Origin of the sequence: Sphingomonas sp. CFBP8993 (assembly GCF_034044895.1) — a bacterium.
GTDB lineage: Bacteria > Pseudomonadota > Alphaproteobacteria > Sphingomonadales > Sphingomonadaceae > Sphingomonas.
The window spans coordinates 418,001-441,779 of record NZ_JAXCWU010000003.1 but is presented as its reverse complement, the minus strand read 5'-3'; the positions used below and the strand labels follow the sequence as shown (position 1 = coordinate 441,779).

The 23,779-nt window shown below is 67.2% G+C and carries 21 protein-coding genes; 15 read left to right on the top strand and 6 right to left on the bottom strand.

Going from position 1 to position 23,779, the window contains the following annotated elements; all coding sequences use genetic code 11:
• The first annotated feature begins 50 nt into the window (after positions 1 to 50).
• Positions 51 to 1,391, top strand: a complete 1,341-nt coding sequence (rimO, locus tag SOM26_RS08230; RefSeq protein WP_320452223.1) for a 30S ribosomal protein S12 methylthiotransferase RimO — start codon at positions 51 to 53, stop codon at positions 1,389 to 1,391.
• On the opposite strand, the gene SOM26_RS08225 is transcribed toward rimO, so the two are convergent.
• Entirely contained in the window at positions 1,375 to 1,764 is a 390-nt protein-coding gene (locus tag SOM26_RS08225) for an MAPEG family protein (protein ID WP_320452222.1), read from the bottom strand. The two genes, rimO and SOM26_RS08225, sit on opposite strands and share 17 nt — an antisense overlap.
• Positions 1,765 to 1,989: 225 nt before the next feature.
• On the opposite strand from SOM26_RS08225, the gene SOM26_RS08220 reads away from it, so the two are divergent.
• Positions 1,990 to 3,390: a serine hydrolase domain-containing protein gene (locus SOM26_RS08220; protein ID WP_320452221.1), complete on the top strand. Its 1,401-nt coding sequence runs from the start codon at positions 1,990 to 1,992 to the stop codon at positions 3,388 to 3,390.
• A complete protein-coding gene (locus SOM26_RS08215; RefSeq protein ID WP_320452220.1) occupies positions 3,387 to 4,766 on the top strand; it encodes a leucyl aminopeptidase family protein in 1,380 nt (459 codons plus the stop codon). Before SOM26_RS08220 ends, SOM26_RS08215 begins: the two co-directional genes overlap by 4 nt.
• Before the next feature lie 274 nt (positions 4,767 to 5,040).
• On the opposite strand, the gene tpiA is transcribed toward SOM26_RS08215, so the two are convergent.
• Positions 5,041 to 5,787, bottom strand: coding sequence for a triose-phosphate isomerase (gene tpiA, locus SOM26_RS08210; RefSeq protein ID WP_320452219.1), 747 nt, complete (start codon positions 5,785 to 5,787; stop codon positions 5,041 to 5,043).
• Positions 5,788 to 5,922: 135 nt separating this feature from the next.
• Between tpiA and SOM26_RS08205 the strand changes: the two genes are divergently transcribed.
• From SOM26_RS08205 to SOM26_RS08190, 4 genes are all read left to right on the top strand, one after another.
• Complete coding sequence (locus SOM26_RS08205; protein WP_320452218.1) at positions 5,923 to 7,869, top strand: peptidylprolyl isomerase; 1,947 nt, start codon at positions 5,923 to 5,925, stop codon at positions 7,867 to 7,869.
• Complete coding sequence (gene trpE, locus SOM26_RS08200) at positions 7,856 to 9,364, top strand: anthranilate synthase component I (RefSeq protein ID WP_320452217.1); 1,509 nt, start codon at positions 7,856 to 7,858, stop codon at positions 9,362 to 9,364. The genes SOM26_RS08205 and trpE overlap by 14 nt, the downstream gene beginning before the upstream one ends.
• Positions 9,365 to 9,483: 119 nt before the next feature.
• Positions 9,484 to 10,134, top strand: a complete 651-nt coding sequence (locus SOM26_RS08195; protein WP_320452216.1) for a sigma-70 family RNA polymerase sigma factor — start codon at positions 9,484 to 9,486, stop codon at positions 10,132 to 10,134.
• Complete coding sequence (locus SOM26_RS08190) at positions 10,124 to 10,798, top strand: anti-sigma factor (RefSeq protein WP_320452215.1); 675 nt, start codon at positions 10,124 to 10,126, stop codon at positions 10,796 to 10,798. The genes SOM26_RS08195 and SOM26_RS08190 overlap by 11 nt, the downstream gene beginning before the upstream one ends.
• 225 nt (positions 10,799 to 11,023) lie before the next feature.
• On the opposite strand, the gene SOM26_RS08185 is transcribed toward SOM26_RS08190, so the two are convergent.
• Complete coding sequence (locus tag SOM26_RS08185; protein WP_320452373.1) at positions 11,024 to 12,733, bottom strand: methyl-accepting chemotaxis protein; 1,710 nt, start codon at positions 12,731 to 12,733, stop codon at positions 11,024 to 11,026.
• A 463-nt stretch (positions 12,734 to 13,196) separates the two neighbouring features.
• Positions 13,197 to 14,435 (bottom strand): DUF2254 domain-containing protein, encoded by a 1,239-nt coding sequence (locus tag SOM26_RS08180; RefSeq protein ID WP_320452214.1) that lies wholly within the window; start codon positions 14,433 to 14,435, stop codon positions 13,197 to 13,199.
• A gap of 80 nt (positions 14,436 to 14,515) precedes the next feature.
• On the opposite strand from SOM26_RS08180, the gene SOM26_RS08175 reads away from it, so the two are divergent.
• Positions 14,516 to 14,764, top strand: coding sequence for a hypothetical protein (locus SOM26_RS08175; protein ID WP_320452213.1), 249 nt, complete (start codon positions 14,516 to 14,518; stop codon positions 14,762 to 14,764).
• A 127-nt stretch (positions 14,765 to 14,891) separates the two neighbouring features.
• The gene (locus SOM26_RS08170; protein ID WP_320452212.1) at positions 14,892 to 15,659 is read left to right on the top strand and encodes a serine hydrolase; all 768 of its coding nucleotides are present in this window, start codon (positions 14,892 to 14,894) and stop codon (positions 15,657 to 15,659) included.
• Between the two features lie 223 nt (positions 15,660 to 15,882).
• On the opposite strand, the gene SOM26_RS08165 is transcribed toward SOM26_RS08170, so the two are convergent.
• The gene (locus tag SOM26_RS08165; protein WP_320452211.1) at positions 15,883 to 16,320 is read right to left on the bottom strand and encodes a hypothetical protein; all 438 of its coding nucleotides are present in this window, start codon (positions 16,318 to 16,320) and stop codon (positions 15,883 to 15,885) included.
• Between the two features lie 185 nt (positions 16,321 to 16,505).
• Here SOM26_RS08165 and SOM26_RS08160 point away from each other — a divergent pair, with 185 nt between their 5' ends.
• The 6 genes from SOM26_RS08160 to lexA are packed head-to-tail and all read left to right on the top strand — an operon-like array spanning position 16,506 to position 21,325.
• Positions 16,506 to 17,120, top strand: a complete 615-nt coding sequence (locus SOM26_RS08160) for an anthranilate synthase component II (RefSeq protein WP_320452210.1) — start codon at positions 16,506 to 16,508, stop codon at positions 17,118 to 17,120.
• A complete protein-coding gene (gene trpD / locus SOM26_RS08155; RefSeq protein WP_320452209.1) occupies positions 17,117 to 18,112 on the top strand; it encodes an anthranilate phosphoribosyltransferase in 996 nt (331 codons plus the stop codon). Before SOM26_RS08160 ends, trpD begins: the two co-directional genes overlap by 4 nt.
• Complete coding sequence (gene trpC, locus SOM26_RS08150; RefSeq protein WP_320452208.1) at positions 18,109 to 18,885, top strand: indole-3-glycerol phosphate synthase TrpC; 777 nt, start codon at positions 18,109 to 18,111, stop codon at positions 18,883 to 18,885. The genes trpD and trpC overlap by 4 nt, the downstream gene beginning before the upstream one ends.
• On the top strand, positions 18,882 to 19,349 hold the full coding sequence (gene moaC, locus SOM26_RS08145) for a cyclic pyranopterin monophosphate synthase MoaC (RefSeq protein ID WP_320452207.1): 468 nt from the start codon (positions 18,882 to 18,884) through the stop codon (positions 19,347 to 19,349). The genes trpC and moaC overlap by 4 nt, the downstream gene beginning before the upstream one ends.
• Before the next feature lie 43 nt (positions 19,350 to 19,392).
• Positions 19,393 to 20,592 carry a molybdopterin molybdotransferase MoeA gene (locus tag SOM26_RS08140; RefSeq protein ID WP_320452206.1) on the top strand — a complete coding sequence of 400 codons (1,200 nt, stop codon included), beginning with the start codon at positions 19,393 to 19,395 and terminating at the stop codon, positions 20,590 to 20,592.
• A 55-nt stretch (positions 20,593 to 20,647) separates the two neighbouring features.
• On the top strand, positions 20,648 to 21,325 hold the full coding sequence (gene lexA / locus SOM26_RS08135; protein WP_320452205.1) for a transcriptional repressor LexA: 678 nt from the start codon (positions 20,648 to 20,650) through the stop codon (positions 21,323 to 21,325).
• A gap of 313 nt (positions 21,326 to 21,638) precedes the next feature.
• Here lexA and SOM26_RS08130 read toward each other — a convergent pair whose 3' ends face one another.
• On the bottom strand, positions 21,639 to 23,726 hold the full coding sequence (locus SOM26_RS08130; protein ID WP_320452204.1) for a ComEC/Rec2 family competence protein: 2,088 nt from the start codon (positions 23,724 to 23,726) through the stop codon (positions 21,639 to 21,641).
• Between the last annotated feature and the right edge of the window lie 53 nt (positions 23,727 to 23,779).

The following is a 23,779-nucleotide window of genomic DNA, read 5'->3' as shown; positions in this document are numbered from 1 at the left end:
CGGTGCATCTGGAAAAGCGTGGCGATTTGGCCTATGTGCGCGCACGTCCCATGGCAACCAAACTCCCTACTCCGCCGCGCGTCGGCATGGTCTCGCTCGGCTGTCCCAAGAATCTGGTCGACAGCGAACGCATCCTGACGCAGCTCCGCGCCGATGGCTATCAGATGTCACCCGACTATGCCGGGGCCGATGTCGTGCTGGTCAACACCTGCGGCTTTCTCGACTCCGCCAAGGAGGAAAGCCTGGAGGCGATCGGCGAGGCGATCAAGGAAAATGGTCGTGTCATCGTCACGGGCTGCATGGGCAAGGAGGCGGAAGCCATCCGCACCCGCTTCCCCGACGTGCTCGCGATCACCGGCGCGCATGAATATGAGCACGTGGTGGAGGCGGTCCACGCCGCCGCGCCCGCCAATTTGTCGCCCTATATCGACCTGATCCCCGATGCGGGCCTGAAGCTGACCCCGCGCCATTACAGCTATCTGAAGATTTCGGAGGGCTGCAACCACCGGTGCAGCTTCTGCATCATCCCATCGCTTCGCGGCGATCTGGTCAGCCGCCGTCCCGACGCGATCCTGCGCGAGGCGGAGAAGCTGGTCGCGGCGGGCACGCGCGAACTGCTGGTGATCAGCCAGGACACGTCCGCCTACGGCATCGACATCCGCAAGGAGCCGCGGATGTGGAAGGGGCAGGAGGTCGTGCCGCACATGACCGATCTCGCCCGCGAACTGGGCAAGATCGCGCCCTGGGTGCGGCTGCACTATGTCTATCCCTATCCGCATGTGGATCAGGTGATCCCGCTGATGGCGGAAGGGCTGGTGCTGCCCTATCTGGACATCCCGTTCCAGCACGCCGCGCCGTCGGTGCTTCGCCGCATGAAGCGCCCCGGCAACGATGCCAAGGTGCTGCAACGCATCCATCAGTGGCGCGACATCTGCCCCGACATCGCCATCCGCTCGACCTTCGTCGTCGGCTTCCCCGGCGAGACCGAGGAGGACTTCGAGTATCTGCTCGACTGGCTGGACGAGGCCCAGCTCGACCGGGTAGGCGCCTTCCGCTTCGAGCCGGTCGAGGGTGCCGCCGCCAACGCGCTGCCCGATCACGTCCCCGAGGAGGTGAAGGAAGAGCGTTACGCGGGGATCATGGAAAAGACCGCCGCCATCTCCGCCGCCAAGCTCGCCGCCAAGGTGGGTCGCACGCTGCCCGTCATCATCGACGCGGTGGACGAGGAAGGCGGCGCGACCGGCCGCAGCCAGGCCGACGCGCCCGAGATCGACGGCGAGGTCTTCCTGCGCGATGCCGGGCATCTGAACGTCGGCGATATCGTGCCCGTCGCCATCGAGGATGCCGACGATCACGACCTGTACGGCGTTCCCGTCACAGGAAACGGATAAGCATCATCACCAGTCCGATCATCGAGACGATATAGGCCAGCGACCGCACGTAGCGGACACCGAAGATATAAAGCGGCACATAGGCGACCCGCGCGAGGAACCACACCCACGCGCCGGTCGCCGCGATGCCTCCGCTCTGTCCGGTGACGGCCAGGCCCAATGCGAGCGCGATGAAGATGGGCCATGTCTCGCGATAATTGGCCGAGGCCCGCTCGGCGCGACCGCCATAGCGGCCCAATGGCGCAGGCGTCCCGTCGCGCGGCCCCGCATTCCAGCCGATACCCCGGTCCAGCGTCGCGAGTTGCGATTGCAACGCGATATGGACGAAGAGCAGGATGATCGACCAGCCGAGGATGGTCAGTTCGGTGGTCATCTTTTCCGTGTCCCTTTTTTGCTCTCCACCCTGGCGAAGGCCGGGGTCCAGCTTGACCGCCAAAAGCGGCGCGCCTTGCGCTCTACAACGCGACACACGCCACCTGGACCCCGGCCTTCGCCGGGGCGGGAAGGAATGTTGCGTTGGACTTTGCTGGCGAGCGGCTAGCCCTGCCCAGAAAGCCCCCCGTTGCACCGTCCCCACAAACCTGCTTCCTTGCGCGCCATGAGATACCCCCATTTGCTGGCGGCGATCGCGTTCATCGCCCCCGCCCCGCTGCTCGCCCAGGCGCTGACCCCGGCGGAAACCCAGAAGATCGATGCCCTGGTGACCAAAACGCTGGCCGATACCGGCGTACCGTCCGCCTCGATCGCGGTCGTTCGCGGCGGTCGGATCGTCCTCGCCAAGGCGTATGGCAAGCAGTTCGAGGGGCAGACCGGGCCCGCCGATCCCAAACTCCCCTACCAGATCGCCTCGGTGTCCAAGCAGTTCACCGCCACCGCGATCCAGTTGCTCGCCGACGAGGGCAAGCTGTCGCTCGACGACACCGTCTCCAAATACGTCCCCGGCATCACCGGCGGCGACACGATCACCATCCGCCAGTTGCTCAGCCACACCTCTGGCCTGCGCGACTATTGGCCGCAGGATTACAGCTTCAAGGCGATGGCGACGCCGACCACGCCGCAAGGGATCGTCGACCGCTGGGCCAAGGCGCCGCTCGACTTCGCGCCCGGCACCCAGTGGCAATATTCCAACACCGGCTATGTCGTGGCGGGCATGATCGTCGAGAAGGTATCGGGCCAATCCTTGCTCGATTTCTTGCAAGCGCGCGTGTTCAAGCCGCTCGGCATCCGCGCGATCGACCAGGACAAGGCGGTCGGCCCCGGCTTTCCGCAAGGCTATCTGCGCCACGCGCTGGGCCCCGTCCGGGTCGAGACGCCGGCGGCCCCGGGCTGGCTCTACGCCGCGGGCGAACTGTCGATGTCTCCGCAAGATCTGGCAAAATGGGACGTCGCGCGCATGAACCGCACGCTCCTGCCGCCCAAGACCTGGGCCGAGCAGGAAAATCCGGTGAAGCTGACCGACGGCTCGAACACCAATTACGGCCTGGGCGTCAGCGTCGGGACCGCCGACGGCCGTCGCTTCGTCGAGCATAGCGGCGAGGCGGTCGGCTTCCTGACTGAAAATATCGTGTACCCCGACGACAAGGCCGCCGTGGTGGTCGCGGTCAATGCCTGGTTCGCCGATGCGCAGGGCCGCATCGCCAAGGGTATCGCCGACACGGTCCTGCCCGCGCCCCAGGCCAGTGCCGAGGACGCCGCCGCGCTGGCCCGCACCAAATCGGTCTATGCACAGTTGCAGGCAGGCCAGCTCGACAAGGCTCTGCTGACCGAGGACGCGGCCTATTACTTCACGCCCCCGACCATCGCCGATTACCGCACCAGCCTGTCCCCGCTGGGCGCGCAGGGCAAGATCGAGCAGACGGGCCGCACACGCCTTCGTGGCGGGTTCGTCAACCGGTCGTACCGCGTCACCTATCCGAACCGTACCCTGCGCATCAGCACCTATGCCGAGCCGGGGGCGAACGGCCGTATCGAACAATTTCTCGTGAGCCCCGCCGAATGACCGATTTTGCCTCCCTGCTTCAACCCGATCGCGGCCAGAGTGCGCGCACGATCACCCTGGTCGCGCCGGATACGTTCGACGCATGGCTGGGCCGCCAGTCGGTGGCGACCCGCGCGCTGGCGACGGCGCAGCGTTTCACGGGCAAGTCCGGCACGCATCTGTTGTTCCCGCAAGACGACGGGATCGCGGTCGTCGCGGGGGTCGGCGATGCCGCCTCGCCCTGGGCGCTGGCGAAACTGGCCGAAACCCTGCCCGAGGGCAGCTATCGGCTCGATGGGGCGGAAGTCGGTGCCAATGCGCTCGGCTGGTTGCTCGGCCAGTATCGCTTCACCTGCTATCGCAATGCCGAGGATCAGGGGCCCCGTATCCTGCTGACCCGCGATGTCGCCCACCGGGATGAGATGATCCGGCTGGCCGCCGCGACCGCGCAGGTGCGCGATCTGGTCAATACCGGCGCGGGCGACCTGGGCCCGGCCGAGCTGGAAGCCGAGGCCGAGGCGCTGGCCCGCACGCATCACGCGCAGGTCACCGTGACCAGCGGCGATGCGCTGGCCCGCGACTATCCGATGATCCATGCGGTCGGCCAGGCCGCAACGCGCGAGCGCGCGCCCCGCCTGATCGAGCTGCACTGGGGCGACCCCACCCATCCACGCATCGCGATCGTCGGCAAGGGCGTGTGCTTCGACACCGGCGGGCTGGACATCAAGCCCTCGTCCGGCATGCGATTGATGAAGAAGGACATGGGCGGCGCGGCCCATGCGCTGGCACTGGCCAGCCTGGTCATGGCGGCGCGACTGCCGGTGCGGCTCCACCTGCTGATCCCGGCGGTCGAGAATGCGGTATCGGCGGCATCCTTCCGCCCCGGCGACGTGCTGAAGACGCGCAAGGGCCTGACGGTCGAGAACACCAACACCGATGCCGAAGGCCGCCTGATCCTGGGCGACGCGCTGACCCGCGCGGGTGAGGAAAGCCCCGAGCTGATCCTCGACTTCGCCACGCTGACCGGCGCGGCGCGCGTTGCGCTGGGCCCCGACCTGCCGCCGCTGTTCACCGATGACGAGGCGCTGGCGACGGACCTGCTCGCGGCCGCGGCGGCGGAGGACGATCCCGTGTGGCGGATGCCGTTGTGGGACGGGTATGACGACATGCTCAAGTCCGACATTGCCGACATGGTCAATGCCCCGGACGGCGGCTTTGCAGGGGCGATCACCGCAGCGCTGTTCCTGCGGCGCTTCGTGCCCAAGGATACGGCCTGGGCGCATCTGGATGTGTTTGCTTGGCGGCCTTCGGGTAAGCCAGGGCGACCCAAGGGGGGTGACGCCTATGCCCTGCGCGCGGCGTATCGGATGTTGAAGGGGCGGTATTCCCGGGGGTGAGGCCAGCGGTCTAGAGTTTGTTCCATCCAATCCGAAGCGCCACCCCGGCGGAGGCCGGGGTCCAGTCGGGGGTGCTGTTGTGATGGTCCGGCTCGCTCCATCAATGAAGCCTTCGCAACTGGACCCCAGCCTGCGCCGGGGTGGTAACGCAACAGGTCTGGTCTGGTGGATCAAACTCTGGCGTGCGCTTCGACTTCGCTCAGCGTGAACGGCCGTTTGGTTTTAAACCTTACCTCCGTTCAGCCTGAGCGAAGTCGAAGGCTACGCCCCGCCGTTACAGCCCCGCCGCCGCCTCGATGATCGGCACGAACTTCGCCGCCGTCAGGCTCGCGCCGCCCACCAGCGCGCCGTCGACATTGTCCACCGCCAACAGTGTCGCGGCATTCTCGCCCGTCACCGAGCCACCATACAGGATCCGCACCCCGTCCGCCGCGTCGCCGATCAGCATGCGCAGCTTGGCGCGGGCGATGGCATGGATGCTGGCGACCTCGTCCACCGTCGGCGTGCGGCCCGTGCCGATCGCCCAGCGGGGTTCATAGGCCAGCGTGAACCAGCTGCCGTCCGCATTGTCGGGCACCGACTTCTCGATCTGCGCCTGGACCACGCGCTCGGCGCGGCCCGCATTGCGCTCCGCCTCGGTCTCGCCACAGCACAGGATGACGTTCAGTCCCTGGCGATGCGCCGCCGCCGCCTTGGCCCAGGCGTCCTGGCTGGTTTCGCCCTGGTCGGCGCGGCGCTCCGAATGGCCGACGATCGTGAAGCGGGCCCCCGCCTCCTGGACCATCGCGGCCGAGACGCAGCCGGTATGCGCGCCCGAATCGGCTTCGTGCACATCCTCGGCGCCGATGGCCAGTCCGGGCGCCCGCTCGGCGGCGGGGGCGATCAGCGTGAAGGGCACCGCCATCGCGACATCGACACCAGGAGCCGCGTCTGCGGCCTGCGCGATGCCGTCCAGTTCGGCCAGCGCGGCACGCGAGCCGTTCATCTTCCAGTTGCCCGCCACCAGTTTGCGCCGTGCCATATCAGGCTCCCAAATGAGTCGCATGTTATACGTGTTCAACACCGATAGCGATTTGCGCCTCCTGCACAAGCTTGATGCGAAGCCGCCTCCCCCCTAAAGCACATCCCGATTTTCTTTCTTGCCGATCGGTCGTCCATGCTCAGCTTCTTCCGCCGGATCATCAATTCCAAGGCCGGCGTCGTCGTCACCTTCATCGTGCTGGGCGTGATCGCGATCGCGTTCGCCGCGGGCGACGTGACGAACATCTCCAGCATGGCTGGTGGCATCACCGGCTCCGAAGTCGCCAAGGTCGGCAGTGCGAAGATCACCGCCAACGACCTGCGCACCGCCGCGCAGAACGAGGTCGCGGCCTATCGCCAGGAACAGCCCACGCTCGACATGGCCCAGTTCATCGCGGCGGGCGGCTTCGAGGGCACGCTCCAGCGCGAGATCACCGGCCTGTCGCTGGAACAGTTCGGCAAGGACCAGGGCATGGTCGTCTCGCGTCGTCTGATCGACGGGCAGATCGCCTCGATCCCGGCCTTTCGCGGGCCCAACGGCCAGTTCGATCCGGCGCTGTACCAGCAGTTGCTGGCGCAGCGGAAGATGACCGACCTGCAGGTCCGCACCGACCTGGAGCGTACGACCTTTGCCCAGCAGCTGACCGTGCCGACGATCGGCGCGACCCAGTTCGCGACGCAGATGGCGCTGCCCTATGCCTCGCTGCTGCTCGAAAAGCGTCAGGGCGAGGTCGGCTACATCCCGACCCGCCTGGTGCCCGCAGGCGCAGCGCCCAGCGATGCCGACATCCAGACCTTCTACACCCGCAATGCGCGCCGCTACACGCTGCCCGAGCGTCGCACCGTCCGCTATGCGCTGGTCAACACCGCCGCCGTCGCCACCCAGTCGAGCCCAAGCGACGCCGAGATCGCGCGCTACTATCAGACCAATGCCGCGAAATATGCCGCCGCGCAGAAGCGTGACGTGACCCAGGTCGTCGTCCTGGACCAGGCGGGTGCGAACGCGCTGGCCGCCAAGGCGAAGGCAGGCACCTCGCTTGCCGACGCCGCACGCGCCGCCGGGCTGGAGGCGTCGGTCCAGAAGGGCGTCGTCAAGGCCGCCTATGCCGCGCAGAGCTCGGCCGCCGTCGCCGATGCCGTCTTCGGCGCGGGCCAGGGTGCCATCGTCGGTCCGGTTCGCGGCACGCTGGGCTTCGTGGTGGCCAAGGTCGACGCGATCACCCAGGTTCCCGGCAAGACGCTGGCGCAGGCGCGGCCCGAGATCGTGACCGAGCTGACCAAGCAGAAGCAGGCCGCCGCGCTGGGCGAATTGCGCAACACGATCGAGGATGCGCTGTCCGGCAACGCGACCTTCGACGAGGTGGTCGCCGACCGCAAGCTGCAGGCGCAGACGACCCCGGCGGTGACCGCACAAGGCGCAGCCCCCGACGCCCCCACTTTCCAGGCGACGCCGGAACAGCGCGCGATGATCACCGCCGCCTTCACCGCCGAGGACGGCGACGCGCCGCAGATCGTGCCGATCGGCCAGGATGGCAGCTTCGCCGTCGTCGGCGTCGGCCAGATCCAGCGTTCCGCCCCGCGCCCGCTGGCGCAGGTCCGTAACCAGGTCGTCGCCGACCTGACCGCCGACCGCGCCCGTGCCGCCGCCCGCAAGCTGGCGAACGCCGTACTGGCCAAGGTCAACAAGGGCATGTCGATGGCGCAGGCGCTGAAGGAAACCGGCTTGGCCGTGCCGCCCGCCCGCCCGATCGCCGCGGCGCGCCGCGACCTGGCCGCCGCGCAGAACACCCCCGCCGCCGCCCCGCTCGCCCTGCTGTTCTCGATGCCGCAGAACAAGGCGCGGACGCTGGAGGCCCCGCAGAACGAAGGCTGGTACGTCATTCGCGTGACCAAGATCGAACCGGGCAACGCGACCGGCAACGACGCCGCGATCCGCGCTGCCCGCGCCGATCTGGGCCGTCTGATCGGCCGCGAATATGTGTCGCAGTTCGCGCGTGCGGTGCGTGACGCGGTAGTCGTGAAGACCGATCCCAAGGCGATCGCCAAGGTCCGCTCGGAGCTGCTGTCCAATGGCGGCAACTAAGGGCGACGGCGGCGTTGCGCGGTTGGCCGATGGCCAGCCGCAGCTGATCTGGCGGCGGCAGATCGCCGATACCGAGACGCCGGTCGCCGCCGCGCTGAAGCTGATCGAGCCGGGTCGCGGCGATTTCCTGCTCGAATCGGTCGAGGGCGGCGCGACGCGTGGACGCTACAGCCTGATCGGTCTCGCGCCCGACTTGGTCTTTCGTGCCGAGGGGCACGATGCCGCGATCAACCGGCACTGGGCCAGCGATCGCGACGCGTTCGTGCCGTGTACCGCACCGACGCTGGAGGCACTGCGCCAGCTGGTGGCGGAATGCCGTGCCGAGGTGCCCGAGGGACTGCCGTCGGCGCTCGCGTGTCTGGTCGGCTATTTCGGCTATGAGACGGTGGGACTGGTCGAAACGCTGCCCCAGCCCGAGGCCGATCCGCTCGGCCTGCCCGACATGATCTTCGTCCGGCCGACCGTCATCCTGGTCTTCGACCGGCTGGCCGATGCGCTGTACCTCGTCGCGCCGGTCTGGCCCGATGCCGCCCGCGATCCCGCCCGGATGATCGCCGAGGCGGAGGAGCGGCTGGACGCCACCGCGGCCCGGCTGGCGACCGCGACGGTCCCCGCCCCGGTTCGCGCCGAACTGCCCGAACCATCCTATCGACCCGCCCTGCCCCCCGGCCGCTATGACGAGATGGTGGCGCGCGCGAAGGACTATATCGTCGCCGGCGATATCTTTCAGGTGGTGCTGGCGCAGCGTTTCTCCGCGCCCTTCACGCTGCCGCCGTTCGAGCTGTATCGCAGCCTGCGGCGGATCAACCCGTCGCCCTTCCTCTATCACCTCGACCTGCCCGGCTTTTCGCTGATCGGATCGAGCCCGGAGATTCTGGTCCGCGTCCGCAACGACGAGGTGACGATCCGCCCGATCGCGGGCACGCGCCCGCGCGGCAAGACGCGTGCGGAGGATGCCGCCAATCGCGACAGCCTTCTCGCCGATCCCAAGGAACGCGCCGAGCATCTGATGCTGCTCGACCTGGGTCGCAACGACGTTGGTCGTGCATCGTCGTCGGGCAGCGTGCGGGTCACCGACAGCTACATGGTCGAATTCTACAGCCATGTGATGCACATCGTATCGAACGTCGTCGGTCACCTTGCAGAAGACAAGGACGCCCTCGACGCGCTGTTTGCGGGTTTCCCGGCAGGCACGGTCAGCGGCGCGCCCAAGGTTCGCGCGTGTCAGATCATCGCCGAACTCGAGCCGGAGCGGCGGGGTGCCTATGCGGGCGGTGTCGGCTATTTCTCGCCCGACGGCTCGATGGATTCGTGCATCGTGCTCCGGACCGCGGTGGTCAAGGACGGCACGATCCACGTCCAGGCGGGCGCGGGCATCGTCGCCGACAGCGACCCCGCCTATGAGCAGCGCGAATGCGAGGCCAAGGCCGGTGCGATGCTCGCCGCCGCCCGCGACGCGGTCGCCCGTGCGGGTGAGGGTCGGTTCGGGCAGTAGGTCTTGCCAACCGTGATTTGAATGGACGGGAGGCCGGTGCCGACCAGGGCGGAAGTGCTGTCAGACGCCGCGTGGCAGGCGGCGCGTCACGGCCTGCGGCTCAAAGCAGCGCCGGAACCATGTCGACTATCGCCGCCGCCCCGAAGCATCCGGGCGCGATCATTGGGTTGCCTGCCGACCGGCACGTCGATATCCCGTCTGCAGTGACGATAAACCAACCTGACAGTCGGCAGGAGCTTGCAAAAGCCCTGATCGCGACCGGTATCGAGGATCGCGCCGCTTTTCGCCAACTCTATGCGCTGACGTCGGCAAGGCTCTTCGGTGTCTGCCTGCGCATCTGTGGCGAGCGACAGGCGGCGGAGGATGTGCTGCAAGAGGTCTACGCCATCATCTGGCGGCGGGCCGGTGCCTATCAACCGGGGGAGGCCAGTCCGTTTGCCTGGTTGGCCACCATCGCCCGCAATCGCGCGATCGATTATCGTCGGGCCATGGGCCGTCGGCCCGCCACGTCGTTGGACGAGGTGGCGGAACCTGCCGCATCGGGCCGTCTCGCCCTCGAGGGTCTTTTGCTGGACGAGGAGGAGCGCAAGCTGCACGGGTGCCTGGACCGCCTGAGCGATACGCAGCGCGACGCGATCCGAACGGCCTTCTTCGAAGGGATCACATATGCCGGGCTAGCCGATCTGCGCGAGGTGCCGACGAGCACCATCAAGAGCCGGATCAGGCGTGGCCTCGAACGCCTCAAGGAGTGTCTCGACAATGACGCCTGACGAGGCCGATCTGTCCGCGGCAGAGCTGGCACTGGGTGTGCTGGAGGGTGACGAATATCGCGCGGCATCACGCCGGATGCTGGCGGATCCAACCTTCGCGCGCGATGTCGCATGGTGGCGACGGCATCTGGCCGCCTTCTATCTCGAGGTCGAACCCGTCGAGCCGAGCGTCCAGTTGGAGCGCAAGATTCTGGCGGTGGGCGACAATGACAATCGCCCGGCGGGACCGTGGCGCGCGATCGCGGGTGTCGCCGGCATCGCGGCCGCCGTCCTGCTGACGGTCGTCGTCACCCGTCCCGACACGCCAGCCCCTGTCGCATCGCGTGTCAGCCAGCCCGCCCCCTTGCTCTTTGCGGTGCTCACGCCCGAAAAGGCCGCGCCGATCGCCGCATTCTTCGATCCCAATACCCGCATATTGAAGCTGCGCGACGTACCGTCCGTGAGCCGTGGCCAGGATGCGCAGCTATGGGCGATCGGAAATGACGGGGTTCCCCATGCGGCGGGCCTCTTGAGCCGTGGGCGCGGTATTCCCCTGAAAATCTCTCCGCAGATTGCCATGGCGGCGGGCACCACCCTTGCCATCTCGGTGGAGCCGATGGGCGGCTCGCCCAAGCCGACACCGACAGGACCGGTCATTGCCACGGGACAGCTGACAAGAATCTGAGGGCCGATCCGCGCCGCTGCGCCCGAAGACGGGTCGTGAGGTCAGTCAGGAGCGGCACACCATGCGGCGGGAGGGATCGTAATGACCCCGGACGATCCGTGGCGCGATGACGGCGGCCGCGCTGCCCCGGGCACCGCCGCATTGGTACGATGATGATGCCAAGAAGGAACGGGGAGGCGTGGCGACGCCTCCCCGTTCCCCTATCGAGCCGCGCCGTACGCTCCGTTATCCGGCCGCCGCACGCCGATATCGGTGATCGTCGAGGCGAGAGACATTACTGGCGTCCTGCCCGCCATGATGGGCGATCGAGAAGCGTGACATTTGCCGGGAAAGTTCGTCGGCCTCCCCTGCCAGGCTGCGGGCGGCGGCGGTCGCCTCCTCGACCATCGCGGCGTTTTGCTGCGTGACCATATCCATCTGGCTGACGGCGATATTCACCTGCTGAAGCCCGCTGCTCTGGTTTTCGGCCGAGACGGCGATGTCGTTGACGAGTTGGTTGATCTCGGTGATGCGCGACACGATGCGCCCCAGCGCCTTGCCGGTCTCGTTGACCAGGCCGACGCCCGCATCGACTTGTTCGACGGACACCGAGATGCGCTCCTTGACGTCCTTGGCCGCGTCGGCGGACCTTTGGGCCAGGGCACGAACCTCGGAGGCGACGACCGCAAAGCCCTTGCCGGCATCGCCCGCACGGGCAGCCTCGACCCCGGCGTTCAGGGCCAGCAGATTGGTCTGGAACGCGATGCCGTCGATGACCGATATGATGTCGGAAATTTCGGTGGAGGCCCGCTCGATCCCGTTCATCGCGGCCACGGCATCTTCCATGATCCGACCCGAATGCTGGACCTCATCCTTGGCGTGACCGACCATCTCGCGCACCAGCCCGGCCTGCTCGGCCGTCTTGCGCACGGTGGTCGTGATCTCGTCCATCGCGGCAGCCGTTTCCTCCAGGCTGGCCGCCTGTTGCTCGGTCCGCTGCGACAGGTCATCGGATGCCTGCCGGATGTCCAAGGCGCTGTTGATGATCTCGCCGGACGACACCGATACCTGGGACATGGCGCCCTGAAGCGCGTCCGCCGCGCGATTGAAGTCGTTCTTGATCGCGGCGAAGGGACCATCGAGTTCATTGTCCAGACGGGACAGCAGGTCGCCCTCCGCCAGCTTGGACAGCGCGGCCCCCACGCTGTTGACGATCAGGGTCGCCTGCGCCTTCTTGGCCTGATCCGCCGCCAGCAGCTGCCCGCGCAGATTGTTGAGTGCGGCGGCCAGTTGCCCGACCTCGTCACGGCGATCGGCATCGATCGACGCGACGGCCATGTTCCCGCTGGCCAGTTCGGTCAGCCCCTGGGTGACCGCATTCACCGGCCGGGCGATCTGCCGCACCAGCAGGACGAGGATGGCGATGGCCAGCAGCAGGCTGACCAGCATTCCGCCGACGATGGCGCGGGAGATCATGGCGAAGGCCGCCTCCTGCGACGCCTGTCGCTCGGCCAGCAGCAGGTTTTCCGTGGCGATCACCGCCCCCGCCTGCGCGCGAAGCCGATCCATCAGCGCCTTGCCGAGGCCCTTCCCTGCACTGGCGCGCGCCTCCGCCTGCGTCGCCTGCGCCGCCATCAATGCGATATTCGGTAGTGCGATTTCATCACGCCAGCGTCGGGCCAACGCACCGACATCGGTCAGGCGGACCTGCTGCTCCGGATTGTCGCTGGTCAGTCGACGGGCTTCTTTCATCACGCGATCGAAGTCCGACATACCCTGGTCATAGGGCGCCAGGAAATCTCGGTTGGCCGTCAGCAAATAGCCGCGAAGCCCCGTTTCCTGATTGATCATCGCTTCGACGAGCTTGTTCGAGGCCATGATGACCTTGTACGTGTGCTCGTTGATGTTCGTTGTCTCGCGAACCTGGTTCTTTTTGGTGTATATGACGAAGTTCATCGTCAACGTCAGCGCCAGAATAACCCCCAAACACAGGGCAAGCTTTCTCACCATTGTCAGGTTATCAAAAAAGCGCATAGGATCATATCCCGATGATATCCGCCATCTGCCATACACGGGCAATCTGGCGGCAAACTGATAACAGATCATGCCCCCCGTATTTTCGATACTGATGACAGCTGCGCGATCATACACAGCATCAATCCGAACATGACGCGCAGCCGGATATGACCCACTCCGTTAAAAAGCGGTATACGGCCTGCACATGCGCCGTGATCTCATACATGTAATTTCTGCCGTTCTAGCGATTTTTCACGGAACCTATGAGTTTTTCACGCATTTAAGCGTGTTTTCTTTTCTCGCAGACCTTATGAGAAGAACGCAACGCCCGACATCTTCTCCGCTACTGCACTGTCTGCAATAACTATTTCCAAGCACCGCGTGCAAATGAGGGTTGCTGCTCTCACATCTGATCTCGATACACCGCCAGCGTTCTTGCCAGCGCGGCCTGGTCGAGCATCACGCGCTCGACATTCTGCTTGAGCTCCACCCCCAGCGCCTGGGTTGTCGGACGGGCATGAGGCAGGGCTTCACCCAGGGCATGAAGAACCTTGAAGGCGCGAATGGCCACCTCTTCCTCGCCAGCCCCCTCGCGCACGATCGGCGCGAAACCGGCGCGCACCAACTCGTCCACGGACGGACGCGGCACATGGACCGGCGGCAATTCATCGCCATGCGAAGGCGTCTGCGCCGGCAGTTCGCTCAGGGTCCGCAGCAGCGCGCTCAGCACCTCTATGGCCGTACCGGGATCGTTGGTGGCGGGGGCAAGCGCCCGCCCGGCAATCTCGCCAAGTGCGATCTGCCCCAGCCGGGGATCATGATCGAAATCACGATGCCGCTCGATCACGAACGCGTCCGACAGTTCGTCATCCCGTACCGCGCTACCGCCGACCACGCGGAGCAGCGGACGCCCCTTATGTACCAGGGTGCCGGGGATCGCCTCCACATGCACGATGATGCCGTGGCTTCGCGCCACGCTCGCGAGGCGCCCGATATCGACATGGGTGACATAGCCGATGGCCTGCGACAGCACCGACCGCGCATTGGCCGGAACCGGGATAGCCGGTCGTCCGCCCTGATAGGGATCCTTCGCGAACGCCACGATGGCGGATCGCGCCGCATCCTCGACCCGGTCGATCACATCCGACATCCGCCCGAATGCGGCAAGATGGGCGATCCAACGCAAGAGGGTGACGACCACCAGCGCCACGAGCAGGACCGTGGCGATCAACAGCAGCACCCGCCCCTGCCCACCGTAAAGGCGGGTTTGCAGGCCGATGATGCCCACCACGGCAAAGATGAACGCCCCGAGGAATGTCGAAAGCGCATTTTGCGACATGCGATCCGAGATCAGCAGCTGTGTCGCCCGCGGCGTCGCCAACTGGGTTGCCGACGAGTAGGCGCTGACCATGGCCGTCAAGGAGAAGGTCGTCACCGCCAGCATCGAGGAGGCGATGATCTCCAATACCGTGCCGACGGCATTCTGACCGATATCGCCGGTAAAATGATAGGGGACGGCTCGTGCGACGATCCCCGCAAAAGCGGCGACCACCACGCTGCCCGCGCTGATGAGCGCGGCGCGGAACCAGATCTTCCGAGCGATACGATGGAGGAGCCATCCGATACGAGCCTTTGAAAGCATTTGGCGCCTCTATACTTTGTCGCGGCTTACGCCACCTTGGCCGAAGATGGTCGTCGTCACCCGTGCTCGGCGCGTCGGGCATGATCGAACAACCACTGCAGGGCATCGAATGCCCGGTGGGTTATACGCGGGCCCGTGATGATCGGTTCACGATTCCCCTGAGCACGCCCGTTTCCCCTACCATGCCGCTCACCGCGACACGCCGTCCGGACGATCCGGAACCGGTCATCCGTGATTGGCGCTTCGTCGCCCGATATCGGCTGGTCGCGCAGCCAGGTGAACTGGGCGCGGGCTTCGCCTCGGTATGGCGCAAAATGCGATTTTCATGATAGCGACGCGCGCAGGAACAAGCCACAAGAACGCCCTATGCGCCGACCATTCCTCGCCTGCACCCTTCTCTGCTGTATCGTCGGGGGCACGCTTCTCCCCGCCCCGGCGTCAGCGAGTTCGCCGGAGTTGACGGGCCTGGAGCGGACGCTCAACGCCCTGGTTGCCAGCCGCTCGAGTGATTATGGCATCGCCGTGCTCGACCTGCGCAACGGTTCGGCGGCGTCCGTCAAGGGTGACATAGCGTACCCCATGGCCAGCACGGTGAAGCTTGCGATTGCCGGTGCCTATCTTACTGATGTCGACCATGGCCGACGTAGCCTGAGCGACATGATTGCGGGTCGGTCCGCCGCCACCCTGATGGAACTCATGATCGTGCGCAGCGACAATCACGCGGCCGATCTACTCCTTGCAAGGGTCGGCGGCCCGGCGGCGGTCCAGCAATGGCTGTCGTCGAACGGCATTTCCGGCATTCGGATAGACCGGAACATCGCACAATTGCTTCGCGAGCGTGGGCACCTCTTCGACAGCAAGGACGTCGCTACACCCAATGCCATGGTGTCTCTGTTGTACAAGCTGAATAGCGGCACGCTCCTGACTGTCGAGAGCCGCAGCCTGTTGTTCAACCTGATGAGCCGGTGCGTGACGGGTACGCGCCGCATCCGCGCCCTTCTGCCCGCAGGCACCCGCGTGGAGGACAAGACTGGAACGCTCGATGGCGTGACGAACGATGTCGGCTTTATCAACATGCCTGACGGTCGTCGGCTGGCCGTCGCCGTCTTCGCCAAAGGCGGTCGTGATCGCCAGGTCGGCATCGCTCAGGTCGCACGCGTCATCTACGACCATTTCGCAGACCTCGGACGCAACGCGCTCACCTATTTCATGGAGCTGAAATAGGTCGGTTGGACTACGGCTGATCCGAAAGGCCTTGCTGCGCGAATGAGCGCGTCACCTGTCTGAGGCAGGTAGCGAACACGCAAACCAGATTGCTGCCTGTGGCGATATTCGTTGCCGCCAAGTCTTAACGGCGGCGAGTGCCACGACACCATTGAAAGAAATGGTAAGGCCGCGGTCGTCAGGTCGCGCAGCACCCAATCGCCCTGGACCGGCGGCCGGGCCCTTACTCTCCGTCAGCCGTGGTAGGCGGCGTTGCCTCGGCACGGCGGGCGCGGCGCTCGGCCTGGTATTGCTGGTTCCACATCATGCTGCACCCGCTCTGGCCGCCCGTCCCGACCGGCGAGCAGGTGTCGGGGATACCGCCCGCCACGCGACCGACCTGATCCATGGTCGCGGCGCGGTTGACCCAGCTCTGGTTCTGCGCCGGGATAGGGTTGTCGTTCCGCAGCGCCTTGGGGATGCGGTAGGGCTCGTCATCGCGACCACACACGACCACCTCTTCGGCCGTGCTTGCGGGGCATTTCTGATCACCGGTCAGCGTCACCTGGCGCACGCGCTTGGGCGGCTGTCCGGTCGAGGCCTGCTGATCCTGCGACGCCTGCTGGGCAAGCGCCGCCCCCGGGGTGAGCAACAAAGCGGCGATCAGGGCGACACGAACCATGGCGTTGAAACTCCTTCAATCCCTACAACGTCGAAGGCCGCGCATGGCTCCACGCTGAACGGCCGCCACACCAGAACCGGAATCGGGCGAATTTAGGGCCGTGGTGCGCCGGGAAGCGTGATTTTGTCGTGCCGGGCGGCGGCGTCGGGCGTTGCACGCGGCGTACGATCGGCTATGGCAAGGCCATGATCCTGGTCGTCGACAATTACGACAGCTTCACCTGGAACCTCGTCCATTATCTTCAGGAATTGGGCAGTGAGGTGGAGGTGGTCCGCAATGACGCGATCTCGGCGGGCCAAGCGCTCTCGTCGGGAGCGCAAGCCTTTCTCATCTCTCCCGGCCCGTGCACGCCGACCGAGGCGGGCGTCAGCCTGGACCTGGTCGCCGCCGCCGCCGAGGCGGGTCGCCCGCTGCTGGGCGTATGCCTGGGCCATCAGGCGATCGGCCAGCATTTCGGCGGCCTCGTCCAGCGTGGCGGGCTGATGCATGGCAAGACCTCGCCCGTCCATCACGACGGCACCGGGCTTTTCCGCGGCCTGCCCTCCCCCTTCACCGCGACCCGTTATCACTCGCTGATCGTCAACGACGTGCCCGACAGCCTGGTCGTCAATGCACGTGCCGAGGATGGCACGGTGATGGGCTTCCGCCACGCCACGCTGCCGATCCACGGCGTCCAGTTCCATCCCGAAAGCATCGCCACCGAATATGGCCATGCGATGCTCGCCAATTTCCTGCGCGAGGCGGGCGTGGCGCATGAATTGCCCGAGCGGCTTCGCCCACCGGTCGGACACGCCGCGTGACCACCCTCACCCTGCTGCCCGATCCCGTCAGTCCGCTGTCGCGCGAAAGCGCCTATGCCGCGTTCGCCGACATTCTCGACGGCCGTGCCGGTGAAGAGGCGATCGCGACCTTCCTGATCGCCTTGTCCGAGCGCGGTGAAACCTCGATCGAGATTGCCGAGGCGGCCCGCGCCATGCGCGAACGGTTGATCCCGATCGAAGCGCCCCAGGGCACGATCGACGTCTGCGGCACCGGCGGCGACGGGCACCATACGCTGAACGTGTCGACCGCGGTATCGCTGGTCGTGGCGGCGCTGGGCGTGCCGGTCGCCAAGCATGGCAACCGCGCGGCGTCGTCCAAGGCGGGGGCCGCCGATACGCTGGAGGTGCTCGGCCTCGACATGGAGCGTGCGGGGCTGGTCGCGCAGGCCAGCTTGGCCGATATCGGCATCGCCTTCCTGTTCGCCGCCAACCACCATCCCGCGATGGCGCGGATCACGCCGATCCGACGGCGGATCGGTCGGCGGACGATCTTCAACCTGATGGGGCCGCTCGCCAATCCCGCGCATGTCGGCCGCCAGTTGATCGGCATCGCGCGTCCCGATTACGCCAGCGTCTATGCCGAGGCGCTGGACCAGCTGGGTGCCGAGGCGGCGCTGGTCGTGTCGGGCGAGGAAGGGCTGGACGAGCTGTCGGGCGCAGGCCCCAGCATCGCGGTGTCCGTCGGCGACATCACCGCGCCCGCGACGATCTCGCCCGAGGATGCGGGGCTCCCTCGCCACCCCATCACCGCCATTCGCGGCGGCGACGCCCGGCACAATGCCGAGGCGCTTCGTCGCCTTCTCGCCGGAGAGACGGGCGCGTATCGCGACGCCGTCCTCCTCAACGCCGCCGCCGCGCTGCTGGTCGCCGGGCACAGCCGCGACCTGCATACTGGCGCGGTCGCCGCTGCCCGCGCGATCGACACGGGCGAGGCCGCGGCGCTCCTCGATCGATGGATTGCCTACCGATGACGATGCTCGACCGCATCCTGGAAACCAAGCGTGCCGATGTCGCGGCGCGCAAGGCGACGATGTCGCACGCCGATCTGGACGCCAAGATCGCGACCGTCTCCGCGCCGCGTGGCTTTCGTGCCGCGCTCGACGCCAAGACCGGCCATGCGCTGATCGCCGAGGTCAAGAAGGCCAGCCCGTCCAAGGGGCTGATCCGCGAGGATTTCGATCCCCCCGCCCATGCCCGCGCCTATGAGGCCGGGGGTGCGGCCTGCCTGTCGGTGCTGACCGACGAGCGCTGGTTCCAGGGGGCGGACGTGTTCCTGGAACAGGCACGGGCGGCGGTGTCGATCCCGGTCCTGCGCAAGGACTTCATGGTCGACCCTTGGCAGGTCCACGAATCGCGTGCCCTGGGCGCCGACGCGATCCTGATCATCGTCGCCGCGCTGGACGACACGCAGATGCAGGAGATCGAGGCCGCCGCGATCGAATGCGGCATGGACGCCCTGGTCGAGGTGCACGACGCCGCCGAGATGGAGCGCGCCGCTCGGCTCAAGTCGCGCCTGATCGGGGTGAACAACCGCGACCTTCGCGACTTCTCGGTCGACTTCCAGCGGACCTACGAACTGGTCGGCCATGCCCCCGCCGGATCGACCTTCGTGGCCGAGAGCGGCCTGACGACGCGTGCCGACCTGGATGCGATGGCCGCACATGGCATTCGTTGCTTCCTGGTCGGCGAGGCGCTGATGCGTCAGCATGATGTCGAGGCGGCAACCCGCGCGCTGATCGGATGAGCGGCCTCACCCATCTGGACGACGAAGGCTCGGCCCGCATGGTCGATGTCGGGGCCAAGGCGGTGACGGCGCGGCAGGCGATCGCTCAAGGGCGTGTCACCATGGCCCGCGACGCCGCCGCCGCGATCCGAGCAGGCAGCGTCCAGAAGGGCGACGTGCTGGCGGTCGCGCGCGTGGCCGGCATCATGGCCGCCAAGCGGACCAGCGACCTGATCCCGCTCTGCCACCCGCTGCCGCTCAGCAAGGTCGAGATCGACCTGATGCTGGACGAAACCGGCGTGACCGCGACCGCGACGGCCGCGACGGCGGGCCAGACGGGCGTCGAGATGGAGGCGCTGACCGCCGTATCGGTGACGCTGCTGACCATCTACGACATGGCCAAGGCACTCGATAAGCGCATGACGATCGGCGACATTCGTCTGATCGCCAAGACCGGCGGCAAGTCGGGCGACTGGCACGCCTGACGCCGCCCCCCCCTTCCGGGAACGCGCCGCCGTCCCACGCGTCATGGGTGCAACAGGAGCGACCGTCATTCTCTTACCCGTCCCCGAAGCCCAGAAGCGCCTGCTGGCGCTGACCACCGAACGTCCGATCGTGGACGTGCCATTGCGTGAAGCGGCTGGGCGCTGGGCCGCGCGGGACATTGCGGCCCGGCGTACCCAGCCGTCCAGCGACCTGTCGGCGATGGACGGCTATGCGATCCGCTTCGCCGACATGCCGGGGCCCTGGACGGTGATCGGCGAGAGCGCGGCGGGACGGCCCTTCGCCGGGACCATCGCGGTGGGAGAGGCCACCCGGATATTCACCGGTGCGGCGCTGCCGCCGGGTGCCGATACGGTCCTGATCCAGGAAGAGGCCGGACGGGATGGCGATACCCTGCTGCTGACCGGCGAAGGGCCCGGCCATCTGGGCCGCAACGTGCGGCGGCGCGGACTGGACTTCGACGAGGGCGCGACGCTGATCACGGCGGGTCAGCGGCTGACTCCGGCCCGGATCGCGGTGGCTGCGACCGGCGGGCATGGCACCCTGCCCGTCCGCCAGCATGTCCGCGTCGCGATCGCCGCCACCGGTGACGAACTGGTGCCGCCCGGCTCGGGCGATCCCGCCACCTTGCCCGAATCGAACGGCGTCATGCTCGCCGCGCTGCTCGCCGACCTGCCGGTCGAGATCATCGACCTGGGCATCCTGCCCGACGACCTCAATGCCTTGCGCGATGCCTTTGCCGGGGTCGGGGCCGATCTGCTGGTGACGACCGGCGGTGCCTCGGTCGGCGACCATGATTTGGTCCAGCCCGCGCTGAAGGCGGCGGGCGGCCAGGTCGATTTCTGGCGGATCGCGCTTCGCCCCGGCAAACCGATGATGGCCGGACGCCTGGGCGGCACGGTCGTACTCAGCCTGCCGGGCAATCCCGTATCCGCCTTCGTGACCGCGACGCTGTTCGTTCGGCCGCTGATCGCACATATGGCGGGGGCGGCCGATCCGTTTCCCGCCCCGATCCCGACGATCCTGGGGGAAGACCTGCCCGCCAACGGCCCACGGATCGATTACCTGCGTGCCGCGATGATCGACGGCCGGGTCCATGCCGCCGCCATTCAGGACAGCTCGATGCTGCTTACCCTGGCGCGTTCGACCTGCCTGATCATCCGCCCGCCGCATGTCCCCGCCGCCCAAGCCGGCGACTCGGCGGAAATCCTGATGCTCGCTTGACGCAAGCCAAAACGTTCCATATAAGTTCCACGTCTGTTCTGGACGGAGGATCGCGATGCTCACCGCAAAGCAGCATGAGCTTGTCTGCTTCATCAACGACCGTTTGAAGGAAACCGGCGTGTCGCCGTCCTTCGAGGAGATGAAGGAGGCGCTGGACCTCAAGTCCAAGTCCGGTGTCCATCGCCTGATCTCCGCGCTGGAGGAACGCCACTTCATCCGTCGCCTGCCCAACCGCGCCCGCGCGCTGGAAGTGCTGCGGATGCCCGATCGTCCCGAAAAGCCCGTGGCTGCGCCGACCGAGGCCAATGTACGGCCCCCGGCGCCCAAGCCGATCGCCGAACCCGCCAATGACGTGGTCGAGATTCCGCTGCATGGCCGCATCGCCGCCGGTCTGCCGATCGAGGCGTTCGAGGGCAGCTCGACGCTGGCAGTGCCTGCTGCCCTGCTGGGTGCAGGCGAGCATTATGCGTTGGAAGTGTCGGGCGATTCGATGGTCGAGGCGGGTATCCTGGACGGCGATTATGCGCTGATCCGCCGCACCAACGTGGCCCGCGACGGCCAGATCGTCGTGGCGCTGATCGACGATGCGGAGGCGACGCTCAAATATTTCCGGCGTGAAGGCTCGATGGTCCGCCTGGACCCCGCCAACCGTGCCTATGACCCGCAGCGTTATGCCCCTGCCCAGGTGCGCGTGCAGGGCAAGCTGTCGGGCATCCTCCGCCGCTACGACTGAGCTTGGGTTGGTCCGTTGCCCTGCCCTTTAACGGGGCAGACGGCGAAGACCACGGAAAGCGAGAAGGGGCTGCTGGCTATCGGCCCTTCCCTCGCCTTTCCCCAAAGGAGAGGCTTACGCAGACCCGGGCATTACATGGCAAAGGCTTGGAGGCTGATCCAGTCTAGCCGAAACACCACCCCGGCGGAGGCCGGGGTCCAGTTGGGGGTGCGGTGGTGGTCGACCGACGCGTTCCATCAATGAAACCTTCGCAACTGGACCCCGGCCTCCGCCGGGGTGGTAAGACCATAGTTCAGGTCAGGCGGATCAAACTCTAGCGCCCCTGCCCCATGGCCGTGGGGATCCACGGATGCCCGTCCCCCGGCTGGCGCACCATCCGAACCGACGGCGGATCGAGCCGGATCGAAACCCCACCGGTGTGTCGCAAGGCTCCGCTATCCAGTTTCAACCACCGCGGCCGACACGCCGCGGGCAGACGCCGGTCGGCAACGACGATATCAACTTTACTGCACAGTTCGATCAACCGCGCCCATGGCACCGGATAGCCGCTGCGCGTCGCCGCGATCCGCCAGGTCCGATCGCCTCTCACCAGCCCTGTCACGCACATATCGGGCCCGCACCGCGCATTGACCTGATCGGCCAGCGCCAGCGGCTCGCCACCCGCCCCGCTCAGTTCGGTCAGGGTGGTGCGCATATAATCCCCTGCCCGGTCGCGCAGCAGCGCCACGCGATCCCCCGCCATGACCGCGACATGCCGCCCGTCGCCGGTCACGATCAGGTCCGGCGTCGGCGCGGCCAGCATGATGCCGATCGCCAGCATCAAGGGCGGCAGGCCCAGCCACCGCCACCGCGTCCGCCACAACGCGATCCAAAGTCCCCCGGCCACCGCCACCGCAAATGCCCAGGGCGGGGCCACCGGCAATGCGACGACCGACCCCGGCATGGCCGACACCCAGCGCGCCAGGGCCAGCAGCAATCCCAAGGCCTTGCCCAGCAGCCACCAGAAGGGGCCGCCCCAGCCCAGCGGCTCCAGCAGCAGCGCAATCATCTCCAGCGGCATCGCCACGAACGTCGTCCAGGGGATGGCGACGATGTTGGCCAGCGCGCCGTAAAGCCCCGCCTTGTGGAAGTGAAAGACGGCGATCGGCATCAGCGCGGCTTCGACGACGATCCCGGTCGCGAGCAACGCGCCCAACTGGCGTAGCGCCGACCAGCGCCAGTCGGGATGCGGCCCCAGCCACCGTCGGACCGTCGGATGCTCGTGCAGCGCGACGATCGCGGTGATCGCGGCGAAGGATAGCTGGAAGCTCGCGCCGACCAGCGCCTCGGGTCGGAACAGCAGGACGATCAGCGCCCCCGCCGCCACCAGCCGCAGGGTCATCGCCTCGCGTCCCAGCGCCAGGGCGGTCAGGACCAGGATCGCGGCGACGCAGGAACGGATGGTCGGCACCTCCGCGCCCGTCAGCCAGGTATAGCCGATCGCCGCCACCGCCCCGGCCGCCGCCCCCACCAGCGGCAGCCGCACGCGCAGCGCCAGCCATGGCCACAGCGCGAGCAGCCGGATGGTCAGCACCATGACGATCCCGACGACCGCGGTGATATGGAGCCCGCTGACCGATAGCAGATGGGCGAGACCGGCACGCCGCATCGCCTCGGCATCCGCCTCGCCAATCGCCCCGACATCGCCGGTCGCCAGCGCCGCCGCGATCCCGCCCTCGCTTCCCGCCAGTCGGCTGGTGATACGGTGCGACAGGCGCTGGCGCAGCCCCTCGCCCCGATCGGCCGGGCTGAGCAGCGTCACCGGGGCGAAAGCGCGTCCCGTCGCGCCGATGCCCTGGAACCAGGCGGCACGTGCGAAGTCGTACCCACCGGGGGCAATCGCCGGCGCTGGCGGCATCAGGCGGGCACGCAACCGGACCAGCGCGCCGGGACCCAGCCCGGCGGGCGCATCCTCCTCGTCCAGCGATACCCGGATTCGGGGTGGCAGGACGACACCGCGCGCCCGCCCGTCGGCGACTCCCATCGGTCTGAGCATCAGTCGGACGATCCGCCGGGCCGCCAGCCGATCGCTCGCCTCCACCACGGCGGTCAGGTCGACCGTCATCGGCCGTGCAAGCACCGGGGCGCGAACCGACTCGGCACGCCCCCAGACGATCGCCAACCCCGCCAGCACCAGGAACGCCGCGATCCCCACCGATCGCGCCACCCGGCCAGCACCCATCCCGGTCACCGCCGCCAGCCCGATCCCGGCGACCAGCAGCGCGACGGCGCACCACGCGCGGGGATCGGGCAGGACGAACCAGGCCGCGATCCCGATGCCGAACATCACCGGCACCCACAGCGCCAGCTGATCGCGTTCGGCCTGCGCCCATGTCTCGATCATCGCCCCGATCTTCGTCAACAGAAGGCGCGGCATTTGGCGGCGCGGTCGCTTGATGCTAGGGGCTGCGGCGG